We start from the raw sequence: 13,271 nt of genomic DNA, 5'->3' as shown, positions 1-13,271 counted from the left end.
ATCGCCCTTAAGGCACATAACACGGCTTGTGAAAGTTAACCTAATAGTCTTGTTTAGCTTGCTGACACCTCATGAAGTCGCAATTTCTTTACTAAAAAAATGCCTTAATGCAACCTTGGGCAACCGAAGCATTCCCGGGGTGCTTCGACTCGGGCATTCGCCCTCGCTCAGCATGACATCCAATTAAAAAAATGGAATACAAGCGAGGATATCAACCGAACTAAACAAGCTCCAGATTCCACGAACTACGAGCGTTGGTAGTAGTTGCACAGGCTCAGCTACATTAGTTTCCTAAGCTGTAAACACTTACCGCATCTTCTGCAGAAATATTTCCCTAGAACCTGGAGAGTTCGTGATGGTTTTGTCAAAGCAGGTTTCTGGTTTCACTTCCGTGCGTTCCATTTCGATGCGTTTCATGTCTGCGTTGCTTTTTCTGTTTTTGATCGCGCCTTATGCCGTTGCCCAGAACCCAGACGGCGCCCTTGCCGGTACGATTCGCGATAGCAGCGGAGCGCGCATCAGCGGCGCCCAGGTTTCTCTTACCAGCGCAGCACTCGGAGTCAGCCGAAGCACAACCAGCAATAACCTGGGCGAGTTTCGCCTGGAGGCGCTGCTGCCCGGCGACTACCAACTGGCAGTTGCAGCGACGCGCTTTGCCGCTTCTCATTCTGCCGTGAAGATCACGGTAGGAACGGTTTCTACGGTCTCCATTGTCTTGAAGCCTGAGGTCGCCGAGCAAAGCGTGCAGGTCGAGGCGCGCGGAGAATCCGTTACCAGCCAGACCATTGACACCACCAGCAGCGTCGAGCAAAGCGTAATTACCGCCAAGGACCTGGAATCAATTCCCCTGGCCAGCCGCAGCTTTGCCAACATCGCCTACCTCAGCCCGATGACGGAGCCGGTTGAACCTTCTGACCCCACCAAGGCGCGCATCACGGCGGTCTCTTTCGGTGGCAGCTCAGGCCTGAATGTGGACCTCTCGGTAGATGGCGGCGACAACAACGACGATTACATCGGCGGCTTCCTGCAAAGCTACTCTCCGGACGCTATACAGGAATTCGTGGTGCGCACGGCGCAGTACGACGCCGATACCTCGCGCACCAACGGCGGATCGATCATCATTGCAACCCGCCGCGGCACCGACGACTGGCACAGCGACCTGGCGGCCTATTTCCGCGAGCGCGGATTAAACGCGCGCAACCGGTTGGATAATCCTGAACCTAATCCCAAGCAGCCCTTCTCGCGCGAGAATGGAATCATCACTTTTGGCGGCCCCATCATCAAAAGCAAGCTGTGGCTGTTTTCAGCATTTGAATATGTCCATGAAAATGCCAGCACGGCATACAGCAACGATACGCAGAGTGAATTCAGAGCGCTGGCGCAATTGGCGGCGCTGGGGCAGATTCCCGGCGTTACTGCGATCACAGTTCCTTCTTCGGTGGATGTGCCCTTCAAAGACTTTCTCTACGATGGCCGCCTGGATTGGGCGCAGTCGGCGCGCTCGCAGTGGTTCCTACGGGGATCTTTGGACAAGGGCCGCACAAAAAACGATTTGATTCAGCAGGCCACGCTGCCCTCCGCGGGTGCGCTTGCCAATTCCGATTACTGGAGCTTGCTGATCAACAATCAGTACCAGTTCACGCCCACCTGGCTGGGATCTTTTACATTTCAAGCCAACAACTTTCACCATACCAAAGACCGCAATTCGCATTTGGGTTTCGCATTGGCATTCCCCTTCAGCGCCAATACTCACACCACCTCGGGATTTGAGACTTTTGGCGACAATCAATTTGCAACGCCGATCACAAAGTTCCCGGTTCAGCGCGACCAGCAGAAGTATCAGTTTCGCTATGATGTAACCCACACCACCGGCACACACTCGGTGAAGTTCGGAATCAACTTCGTGCAGGAGCCGGTGCTGAGCGGACGCATCGCCGATGATGCGGAAAGGCTCATTCAGTTTACGTCGCTGAATCCCTCTGACCTGGTCAGCAGCGGACAAAGCCTGGCGCCATTTTTCACCTGTGATCCCGCTGCTGTGTCTCCAGATCCGGCGGCTTGCCCGGTGGACGGCTCAGGAAATCCACTGGCAAAGATCATCGATTCCCCGGGAGGTGGAGGACGATTCAGACAAAGTGTTCAGCGCTACGGCCTGTACGCGCAGGATTCGTGGAGGGTCACGCCCAGCTTTACCTTAAATTACGGCCTGCGCTACGACACTACCTCGGGCCTGTTTAACTCCAATGGAGCTGATCAGTCGCAAAATCCGGCGCTGGCACTGCTTCTGACTCCCGGGGCGCCCTTTCCTTTCGGCGTCCCCCATGACTATCGCAAGGCTTTTGCTCCTCGCCTGGGTGTCGCATACGCTCCCGGCGCATCAGCAAATACCGTCATTCGGGCCGGCGTAGGTATGTACTACAACGACCTGGCGCAGAACGGCTGGGCCGACGCCTTCCGCGCAGTTGATACCACTCTCAATCCCGGGGACCAGGCCGCGCTTATTGATCCGAAATATCGCACGCCCTACGCTCTCCAAGCCAGCGCAGGCGTGGAGCATACATTCAATCGCACCTGGGGTGTAGACGTTTATTACGAGCACCAGCAAGGCGTGCATCAGTACCGCAGATACGAATACGTTTCGGGCACTACGCTGCCTGCCACAATCCCCAACAACATCTCCGCATTCAGGACGGATAACCGTTCACGCTACGATGGGGTCTCGTTCGTAGTGCAGCACAATTCCCGCTGGCTGAATATAACCGCGCATTACACATTGGCTAACGCCACCACGTGGGGAGCAACCGTCGGTGAACTTTTTGATTATGTGAACGGCGTGAGTAACGTGCTCAACCCGTTTGGCCCAGGAGATCATGGGCCTTCCGGCGAAGATGTACGTCACCGCTTCGTTCTCGCCGGAACTGTGCACCTGCCCTGGAAGTTTGAAGTGAGCACATTGTCGCAATTCGAGAGCGCCCGGCCATTCACGCTGGCCACCGCTGTTGACATCAACGGAGATGGCGTTGCCAATGACCGTGCCGTAGTAAACGGGCGACAGACAACCCTCGATGAATTTCGCGGCGTGCCCTTTGCCCAGGTTGACTTGCGCGTCAGCCGGGACTTCAGACCGAATGAGCACATTTCCATCAAACCTTTTGCTGAGTTCTTTAACCTGCTCAACCGGCAGAACCCCGGAAACAACTTTGTCGGAGATATTGGCGCACTGCCCGTCCCCCCGGATCAAGTTGCCGCCGGCAATGTTACCGACCTTTGTCTCAATGCCGATTGCAGCGCTACGCGTCCGATTCGCAGCCTCAAGGACCTGCGATTGCCGGGCGGCGCGCTGGGTGACTTCTTCGGACCAGGAACGACAGTGGGGATTCCTTTCGCGGCGCAGTTGGGAGTCAGATTCAGTTTCTAGGATTTATGAGCAGATGGCACAGCCGGGGACGGCTGTACTACTATGCCCTAAATTCTTTTCTTTTCGCGACGATTCTCAGGCGATTCAATGCTTTTTTCCTCTGTCATGTTGAGCGGAGCGCCTGGAGAAAATCTGTAGCCTCAAGACGGATGGGCGCGTAGTCGAAACACCCCGACAATGCCTGCGGAAGAAATGCCGCCGGGGAATTCTTCCCAGAGCGTGTCCCGCAACGGCAGCCGTGACTTCCGCCCGCGGCGATCATTGCACCAAATCCCGGAGTTTGGTGGGCGGGAAGCGGATGAGCGAGCCCAGCCTGTTTCGCTGGCGGCGCATCGGAAAAATTCCCTGATGCGAAATGCAGACCGAAACCTTCTCGGGGTGTTTCGACTGCGCGCTTGAGATCCTGTAAGCTTGCCCATGGAGTCGTGGTGCTCCGCTCAACATGACAGAGGGGAGAAACATGGTGCGTGGATGCTTTACAGAAACGCTGCTCTTCCTCCATGCGGCTTATCGCGTTGCGCCACACAAGCTTTGTCTACCCTCACTTTAGAGAGACGCAGCAAGCTACGTCTCTACCATTCATCTTCTATTATGAACTCGACGGTTCTACGGCCCCGTAAAACCAGTGGAAACAAATTAACTTGAATTTAATCTGCATCCCTGCTCCTGGTTTATACTCTAATTAAGTACTTACTTAACATGCCTCGTCCGCATGCAAATCCGGCCAGCGCTCCAGAAAAAGCCCTGAATGCCAAGCCGGCCATCCTCCGTGCCGCCATTGAAGAGTTTGCCGAGCAGGGCTTTTCCGGCGCGCGCATGGATGCCATCGCCAAGGCAACCGGGGTCAACATTGCGCTGCTCTTCTATTACTTCAAGAGCAAAGATCTTCTCTATAAAGCAGCGCTGGAAGAAATTTTCGGCAACTGGCGCACAAGGGTGCTGGCCACCTTGCAAGGCCCGCAATCACCGAAAGAGAAACTTCTGGCTTACATCAACATGTACTTCGACTTGGCGCAAAGCGAGTCGCCATCGAGTTTGCGTTTGGTTTACCAGGAGATCATGCGCCAGGGCGTCTCCAGCTCTCCGCACCTGACCAAGCTGGCGCAAAAATATATCAAACCTATCCATCATGCGCTTCGCCAGATTGTCCGGAAAGGTATTGCTGCGGGAGAGATTTACCCTCTCGATCCGGAGCACTTTGTGTACTCCATGATCGGCATGATGAACTTTTATTTTGTCAGCAGCTCGGTCATCCGCATCTTGAGCAGCCACGACCCATGGAGCAAAAAAGGGATCGAAATCCGGCGCCGTGAGGTCACCAAATTTATCCAATTAGCATTAACCAAGCCGAATTGCGGCGAGGAATGATCGTGAACCAACTTGCAATGCGAAGTGAATACTATAAGGTCCTGGTGATTGCGGGAATGGTGCTGTTGGGCTCGACTCTCCTGCTGGGACAATCCACAGATCTGGGCGCACTGAGCCAGAGCCTGAGCCAGCTTCCACCCTCCTTTTCCGGCAGCGTTCCCAGCGGCCAGGCAACCAGCACCGCCGTAGAACTTTCGCTGCGCGATGCGCTCGAACTGGGGTTAAAACAAAACCTCGGACTGATTGAGGGAACCCAGGATATTCGCAACGCCCAAGCGGCGCGCCTGCGCGCCCTGAGCAAATTGCTGCCCGACATCAATGCCAGCGTCACTGAATCTGTTCAGCAGAACAACTTGGCTGCGTTTGGGTTGCCTCCTATTCCCGGAGTTCCCACAATTGTCGGACCGTTCAGCTTGAGTGATGCGCGCGCCTCGCTTTCGCAATCCCTGGTGGACCTTTCTTTATGGCATAAGGAGAAAGCATCATCGCTGGATCAGGAGGCCGCCAAACTTTCCTACGTCGATGCGCGTGAAATTGTTGTCGTGGTCATCGCCGATCTTTATTTGCAGGCGGTCGCTTCTTCTGCACGCGTGGACGCTGCACAAAGCCAGCTCGCCACCGCGCAAACGGCCTACGAGCAGGCCACCAACATGCGCAAGGCCGGATTGGTAGCAGGAATTGATGCACTACGGTCGCAAGTGGAGCTGCAATCCCGTCAGCAACAGCTTCTGGCCGCGAAAAATCGCTTTGCCAAAGACAAGCTCGACCTCGCCCGCGCCATCGGCCTGCCCGGCGGACAGGAATTTAACTTGGCCGACAAAATGCCTTATGCGCCCGCCCCAGTAGTAACTCTAGAGAAAGCCCTGGCTGATGCATATTCGCATCGCGCCGACTTCCAGCGGGCGGAGGCCCTGGTGCATTCTGCCGAAGCCGGACGCCGCGGCGCGAGTGCGGAAAATCTTCCTACACTCGGTGTGCAAGGCAACTATGGCGACATTGGACGCACCTTCGCACACTCTCACGGGACCTTCAGCACTGCCGCGAGCCTGAACATTCCTATTTTTCAAGGCGGCAAAGTGCGCGCCGATACTTTACAGGCAGATGCTTTGCTGCAAAGGCGCCGCGCCGAGTTGGAAGACACCCGCGGAAAAATTGATTCCGAAGTCCGCAAGGCTTTTCTCGATGTACAGGCTGCCTCCGATCAGGTGGCGGTCACGGGCAAAGAGATTGAGCTGGCGAATGAAACCTTGAATGAAGCCCGCGACCGCTTTGCCGCCGGTGTGACCAATAATCTTGAAGTCGTGCAGGCACAAGAGGCTCTGGCCAATGCTAATGAAACCTATATCAGCAGCGTGTACTCGCACAACATTGCCAAGGCTTCCCTGGCGCGTTCCGTCGGCTTGGCGGAAAAGTCCATCAGAGAGTTTTTAGCGGAGATGCACTAATGCCTGAACTTGAGTTGAAACCTGAAGTGGATGAAGTTGTTGAAGAGAGAGTGGACGACACTCCCCTTGAACAACCCATCATAGAGAAAAAATCGTTCTTCGCGCAGCACCCGCAGGCAAAATGGATTATTCTCGCCGCCGCCGTGGTTGTGCTGCTGGGCGGAATCGGTTTCTGGATGTACTACAGCGTGCGCGAATCCACCGATGATGCCCAGATTGAAGGCTACGTTGTGCCCATTGCCCCGCGTGTAAGCGGTACCGTGATCAGCGTCAATGTGAATGACAATCAACCGGTCAAACCCGACGATTTGCTGGTGCAGCTTGACCCGCGTGATTACGAGGTTGCGATGCAAAAGGCGGAAGGAGATCTGGCCGATGCCCTCTCCGGCGCGCAAGCTGCCCGCACAGGTGTACCCATCGCCTCTATCACATATGGCAGCCAGCTTTCCATCACCCAGGCCAACCTGATGGCAGCGCAGAAAGAAGTAGACAGCGCCGAGGCAACGCTACGCCAGGCCGCCGCCAACTACAGCAAAGCAGCCGATGACTTGAAGCGCTACCAGCAACTCATTACGCGCGATGAAATTTCGCAGCAGCAGTTCGATGCCGCGGTCACCAATGAAAAAGCCGCGCGTGCTGCCGTGGATGCAGCCCAGGCGGGAGTGGTGGTGGCCCAAAGCCACGTGCGCCAAGCCCAGGCCCAGGTAGCAGGAGCGAGTACTGCGCCCGATCAGGTGTTGGTTTCGCGGGCCCACGCCGGTTCGGCCGAAGGGCTGGTGCAAACCCGTACTGCGACACTCGAGCAGGCAAAACTAAATCTGGAGTACACCACCATTCGCGCGGCCGTGGGTGGAGTGGTCACCAACAAGCAGGTCCAGATAGGTCAGGTAGTACAAACCGCGCAGCCGCTGATGGCGCTGGTGCCGCTGGATGATATCTGGGTGGTCGCCAACTATAAAGAAGACCAGATCAAGAACATGCGCGTGGGCCAGCCGGTGACGATCCATGTAGATGCCTACAACCGGGACTACAACGGGCATGTGGATAGCTTCAGCGCTGCCACGGCATCGAAGACCAGTTTGCTTCCTGCGGAAAATGCCACCGGTAATTATGTGAAGGTCGTGCAGAGGATCCCGGTGAAGATTCGTTTTGAAAAGGGACAGGACCCGCAGCATATCCTGAGGCCGGGAATGTCGGCCGTGCCCACGGTATTGACGAACAAATAAAAGTGGACAAAGGACGATGACTCCAATCAATCCGCTGAATACGAAGAGCGGCATTCCACTGGTCAATCCCTGGATTGTGGCCATCACCGTGATGACCAGCACATTCATGGAGGTGCTCGATACCACGGTGGTCAACGTTTCACTTCCCCATATTGCCGGCTCGCTTTCCTCCACGCCGGACGAGGCCACCTGGGCGCTGACATCTTATCTGGTTGCGAACGCAATCATCCTTCCCATGACCGGCTGGCTGGCCAACTACTTCGGCCGCAAACGCCTGCTTATGGCTTCGGTTACAGGATTTACGATTTCTTCGTTCTTATGCGGCTTTGCCCCTAACCTGCCGTTCCTCATTTTTTGCAGGATCATTCAGGGCGCAACCGGCGGCGGATTGCAGCCGCTTTCGCAGGCGATCTTGCTGGAGGTGTTTCCTCCCAAAGACCGTGGCAAGGCGATGGCTTTCTGGGCTCTGGGCATTGTTGTAGCTCCAATGCTCGGTCCGGTGCTGGGCGGTTGGCTTACCGATAGCTACAGTTGGCGCTGGGTGTTTTACATCAACGTGCCCATTGGCATCCTCTCGCTCGTCATGACTTATCTCTTTGTCTTCGATCCGGCATACATCAAGCGCGCTACGGCAAAGATAGATTACTGGGGCATTGGGTTGCTGGCGGTCGGCATCGGCGCACTGCAAATCATGCTCGATAAAGGGCAAGAGGACAATTGGTTCTCCTCGCGTTTCATCACTACTCTCGCTGTTCTGGCGATCGGCGGACTGACGCTGTTTGTGGTCCGGGAGCTTATGGCTGAACATCCTGTAGTGGACCTTCATGTCTTCAAGAACCGCAGCTACGCCACCGGCGTATTTCTCATGACCGTTTTAGGATTCGTTCTCTACGGAAGCACAACTCTGGTGCCCCTGCTCCTGCAGACGCTGATGGGATACTCCGCGGTGCAGGCCGGTGTTGCCATGCTTCCCCGCGGACTGGGCTCATTCATCATGATGCCCGTCGTCGGTATTCTGATGAGCAAGATTGAGGCGCGCCGCCTGCTGGGAACGGGCATCCTGGTAGCGACGTTCAGCTTCTGGAAGTTTTCTCATCTGAGCCTGGACGTCGGGTACTGGAACTTCTTCTGGCCGCTGATTATTCAGGGCGCCTCCATGGGCTTCCTGTTCGTGCCCCTGACCACCATCACCAATGATCGGATTCCCAGGGAAAAAATGGGGAACGCCACCAGTCTCTTCAACCTGATGCGCAACATCGGCGCCAGCATCGGAATTGCGTCTGTGCTGAGCATTCAGACGCGTCGCGCGCAAGTGCACACCAGCGACCTGAGTGGGCATGTGAGCATCTACAACCTGCTGACGCAGAATACGCTCTCCAAAATCATTTCCATGTTGACAGCCCGCGGATCCGACGTGGTCACCGCAACGCACCAGGCGTACGTCATACTATTCGGCATGATCAAGCAGCAGGCCGCCATCATGTCTTACAACGATGTCTTCGCCATTCTGACCTTGACCTTTGCCGGAATGTTCCCGCTGATCTTCCTGATGCAGAGGCCCAAACACGCGCAGGGCGGCAGCGAAGTAGCCATGCACTAAGCGGCAAGCTCCCCAGCCGCCGGTTACCAGTTGCCGGTTTTCTAAAAACAGTTTCAAGTTTCAAAACCCTATCGTGCGTTTTGAAAAAGGCCCCTCCGGCATGCACCGTTCGTTCCAGGAGAGCGGTATGCCCGCCGGAAGGGTTAGAGGAGAAGTAAAGATGAAGCTCTACTCCTGTACAACAACGAAGCTTTTTAGGTCGACCTATTAGGCTGCTTGCTGCCTTGGAAAACCGCCAGGAGTCGCTTTTATTCCAGCTTTACAAAATACTCGGCCGCTGGAATAAATTTCGAGGATTTTGGTTTAAGCTTACAAGCAGTGAATCCGGAGGAAGCCAAACGAGGCGAATTCGAGGAGTTGGCCATGCCGCTCTTCGATTCCCTATATAACTTTGCGCGCTGGTTGGCCCAGAACCGCGAGGAGGCGGAGGACCTCGTTCAGGAAACCTACGCCAAGGCGCTCAAAGGCTTCTCTTCTTTTGAGCCGGGGACGAATTTCAGGGCGTGGATGTTCCGCATCCTGCGGAATTCTTTCCTGAATTCCCGCACGGGATTGGCCACGCGGATGACCGTCAGCCTGGAGCCGGAAGAGGAAGAAAATATAGCAGGAGCGGACCGGCACACCCCGGAATCAATTTTGCTGGAGCGGACCAGCCACGAAGCCGTGGCAGAAGCTATCGAGCAACTACCGGTGCATTACCGCGAGGTGCTGCTGCTCTGCGATGTGGAGGAATTGAAGTATCAGGAGATAGCGGAAACTCTTTCTATCCCGGTGGGAACGGTGATGTCGCGGTTGTCGCGGGCGAGAAAAGCCGTCCGCGAGTTACTGGAGAAGCAGCCGGGTGTAAAGCCCCGGACTACCGCCGGGAAATTGGGATAACTGCTTACTATTAATTATGGCTTGCGATCTTTGGCGCGAAAAAATTGACGCTTTTGTAGATTCCGAACTCTCTCCGGAAGAGAGCGCGGAGTTGCATGCTCATCTGCGCGCCTGCAGCTTCTGCTCTGTGGACCTCGTGGAGCAGTTGCAGCTCAAACGTGTTACTCAAACCGCCGGCAATAAATACAAATCCGAAGCTCCCCTGGAGCTGCGGAAAAAAGTCTTGCAGAATCTTGCGACGAAGAAATCGCGCTCCTGGCAGTGGAGCTGGCTGCCGGCGCTGGCTACAGCGGCCGTGGTGTTGCTTGCCGTGCTGGTGTTCTATCCTGTGCTTAGACCTCAACAGCAGGAGCCGCTTCGCGAGCTGGCTGACATCCATACTGCTACTCTGGCCACCACCGCTCCGCTGGATGTGCTCTCCAGCGATAAGCACACGGTCAAGCCATGGTTTCAGGGAAAGATTTCTTTCAGCTTCGATCCGCCGGAGCTGCAAAACACCCCCTATTCACTGTTAGGGGGAAGACTGGCATATTTTCAGCAATCTCCCGCTGCCGAACTCCTATGCCAGTATAAGCAGCACCGCATTTCCGTCTTCATCTTCGAAGACAGGCCGGAGTGGAAGCTGCAAAATAATCCTTCCGTTTCCGAACTCACAGGGTTAAGTATTGAAAGCTGGAGCCAGGGCGGATTGCGCTACGTGGTTCTAGGGGACGCTGCTCCCGACGTCATTCATAATCTTGCCGAGCTGTGGAAGCAAACAGCACATACGTAGAGAGTCCGCAGTCCTCAGTCGTCAGTCCTCAGGAAAGGCTTGGGGCGGGCGTTTTTGCCACCCCCACCCCCACTTGCTAACTAGTGATTGGAGACCCTAAAATCAGCGCTAACCCGCGTCATTACTGGCGACAATCGGTGCCGGGCGGGGGACTAGCTGGGGTACGACAGCTCCCAACTCGCAGCTCCAATGGAAGAAGCTAACCGCGTCGACGCTGAGGCGCACGGAAAAGCAAAAAGATTTCACCACAGATGAACGCGGATTTGGGCGGAGCGGTTTTTCAGAATCCCCCCACCCCCTTGCCAGCTTGGGGTACGTTCTTAATCATTTAGATTCAATGAAATACGGGGGCAACGGAGACTGGTGTAGGTTTTCAAAGATCCTTAAAGGCCGAAACCCCTGCATTCTTGAATGCCGGACACACTTCCAGGAACAATGGTAATCCACGTTTGCTCAGGTGTTAAGGTTTTGATACCACAATGGGACCACCTGTCAAAGACAGTTGCCAGGTTTGGAACGGCAGTTATGTTTCGGCTTTAAACGCCATGCCCTGCCAGCCAGGATGAGACAATAAAAGCGCAAGGTTACTTCCGATGATTCAACTGTCTGCCGCCGGCAAGCGCTTCGGCCCCAAAGTGCTTTTTCAGGAACTCGATTGGCTGGTCACTCTACGCGACCGCGTGGGGATTGTGGGCGCGAACGGCACGGGCAAATCCACTCTGCTTAAGGTGCTGGCGGGAATCGAGTCGCTGGATTACGGAAGTCTGACGGCCACCAAGGGAATCACGACCGGCTATCTTCCGCAAGATGGGCTTGCTCTTTCGGGCCGCACGGTCTTTGAAGAGTGCATGCAGGTTTTCTCCGGGCTGCTGGCAATGGAGACGGAGCTTGAGACTCTGACCCGGCTCATGGCAGAGTTCGATCCGGAAAGCAAAGAGTACGAGGAGGTCGCCGAGCGCCATCACCGCCTGGATAGCGAATTCCGCACACGGGATGGCTACGCGCTGGAGGCGCAGGTGGGCAGCGTGCTCACCGGACTTGGGTTCGGGAAAAGCGACTGGACGCGGCGCACGGAAGAATTTTCCGGCGGTTGGCAAATGCGCATTGCCCTGGGCAAATTGCTGCTGCAAAAACCAAACCTTCTGCTGCTGGATGAGCCGACGAACCACCTTGATCTGGAGAGCCGCAACTGGCTGGAGGATTATCTGAAGTCGTATCCTCATGCCTTTGTGCTGATCTCGCACGACCGCTATTTTCTGGATGTCACCGTCAGCAAAACCCTGGAAATCTGGAACCAGCGAGTGCACTTCTACAGCGGCAACTACGACCGCTACCTGGCGCAGAAGGCTGAGCGTCGCGCACAACTTGAGGCCGCCTACCGCAACCAGCGCGACAAGATTGAACAACTGGAGGCATTCATCAATCGCTTCCGCTATCAGGCGACCAAGGCGAAACAGGTGCAGAGCCGGATCAAAGAGCTGGAGCGGATGGAGAAGGTCGAAGTTCCGCCGGACGAAAAGACCATTCACTTTACTTTTCCGCAACCTAAACCCAGTGGACGGAAGGTCGCTGAATTCATTGACGTCGCCAAGAGCTACGGCGCTAAGCAGGTCCTGGCAGGCGTGAATTTTGTCATTGAGCGCGGTGACCGCATTGCCCTGGTGGGGATCAACGGCGCGGGAAAATCAACGTTGATCAAGCTGCTCACCGGGAGCGAGCCGCTTACTTCCGGAAGCTATGAAGTCGGCCACAACGTTGAGCGCGATTACTTTGCCCAGGACCAATACAAAGAGCTGAATCCAGATGCCAAGTTGCTTGAAGATATTTTCGAGGTTGCGCCGCGCTCTACCCAGACCGAGTTGCGCAACCTGCTGGGCTGCTTCCTCTTTTCTGCCGATGATGTTTTCAAGCCGATTGGAGTGCTGAGCGGAGGCGAACGCAACCGCTATGCCCTGGCGCGCATGCTGCTGCATCCTTCGAACTTCCTGCTACTCGATGAACCCACCAACCATCTCGACATGCGCGCCAAAGATGTTCTCCTGGATGCCCTGGAGTCTTTCACCGGCACCGTAGTCTTTGTCTCGCACGACCGCTACTTTATTGACAAACTGGCCACTCGCATCTTCGAAGTGAGTGATGGCCAGGTGCACGTGTTTCCGGGCAATTACGAGGATTATCTCTGGCGGAAAGAGAACGCTGCAGCCCCTGCTGCTCAGGAAGTGAAGGCCGGCAATGGCCTGCCATCGGTTGCGGCGCCAGAACTCCCTTCCCCTGAAACGGCAAATGATGGCCGCTCAAAGCGAATGAACCCCATTCGCCTGAAGCAAATGCAAGAGCGTTGTCATGAGGTAGAAAAAGAGATCACGCGGGTTGAGGCCGGAATTGCTGAGTGTGAAAACAGCTTACAGACCTTTGTGAATGCGGAAGAGACTCGGCGGGTGCAGGAGTTGCTGGCGAGCAGACGCAAAACGTTGGAAGAGTTGTTGGCGGAGTGGGAAGAGATTTCGCAGGCGATTGAAGCCGGCACGTGATCCAAGATTTGTGGGTTGACAACCGCGGAGAC

General features: G+C 55.6%; 8 protein-coding genes. All 8 read left to right on the top strand.

Annotation, left to right across the window (positions count from 1 at the left end):
- Nucleotides 1-415: 415 nt before the first annotated feature.
- The 8 genes from VK738_14325 to VK738_14290 all read left to right on the top strand — a co-directional run bounded on the left by VK738_14325 (nucleotide 416) and on the right by VK738_14290 (nucleotide 13,239).
- Nucleotides 416-3,418 (top strand): TonB-dependent receptor, encoded by a 3,003-nt coding sequence (locus tag VK738_14325; protein ID HTD23832.1) that lies wholly within the window; start codon nucleotides 416-418, stop codon nucleotides 3,416-3,418.
- Between the two features lie 699 nt (nucleotides 3,419-4,117).
- On the top strand, nucleotides 4,118-4,786 hold the full coding sequence (locus VK738_14320; protein ID HTD23831.1) for a TetR/AcrR family transcriptional regulator: 669 nt from the start codon (nucleotides 4,118-4,120) through the stop codon (nucleotides 4,784-4,786).
- Between the two features lie 2 nt (nucleotides 4,787-4,788).
- On the top strand, nucleotides 4,789-6,231 hold the full coding sequence (locus tag VK738_14315) for a TolC family protein (protein ID HTD23830.1): 1,443 nt from the start codon (nucleotides 4,789-4,791) through the stop codon (nucleotides 6,229-6,231).
- Nucleotides 6,231-7,457, top strand: coding sequence for an HlyD family secretion protein (locus tag VK738_14310; protein HTD23829.1), 1,227 nt, complete (start codon nucleotides 6,231-6,233; stop codon nucleotides 7,455-7,457). The genes VK738_14315 and VK738_14310 overlap by 1 nt, the downstream gene beginning before the upstream one ends.
- Nucleotides 7,458-7,473: 16 nt before the next feature.
- On the top strand, nucleotides 7,474-9,057 hold the full coding sequence (locus tag VK738_14305; protein ID HTD23828.1) for a DHA2 family efflux MFS transporter permease subunit: 1,584 nt from the start codon (nucleotides 7,474-7,476) through the stop codon (nucleotides 9,055-9,057).
- A gap of 363 nt (nucleotides 9,058-9,420) precedes the next feature.
- The gene (locus VK738_14300) at nucleotides 9,421-9,936 is read left to right on the top strand and encodes an RNA polymerase sigma factor (GenBank protein HTD23827.1); all 516 of its coding nucleotides are present in this window, start codon (nucleotides 9,421-9,423) and stop codon (nucleotides 9,934-9,936) included.
- 16 nt (nucleotides 9,937-9,952) lie between these two features.
- Nucleotides 9,953-10,708 (top strand): zf-HC2 domain-containing protein, encoded by a 756-nt coding sequence (locus tag VK738_14295; GenBank protein ID HTD23826.1) that lies wholly within the window; start codon nucleotides 9,953-9,955, stop codon nucleotides 10,706-10,708.
- Between the two features lie 593 nt (nucleotides 10,709-11,301).
- The gene (locus tag VK738_14290) at nucleotides 11,302-13,239 is read left to right on the top strand and encodes an ABC-F family ATP-binding cassette domain-containing protein (protein HTD23825.1); all 1,938 of its coding nucleotides are present in this window, start codon (nucleotides 11,302-11,304) and stop codon (nucleotides 13,237-13,239) included.
- Nucleotides 13,240-13,271 lie beyond the last annotated feature (32 nt).

It is taken from the genome of Terriglobales bacterium (genome assembly GCA_035487355.1).
In the GTDB taxonomy this organism is placed as follows: Bacteria; Acidobacteriota; Terriglobia; order Terriglobales; family Acidobacteriaceae; genus QIAW01.
Note: the sequence above shows the minus strand (reverse complement) of the source record. Positions and strands in the feature narration are given on the sequence as shown.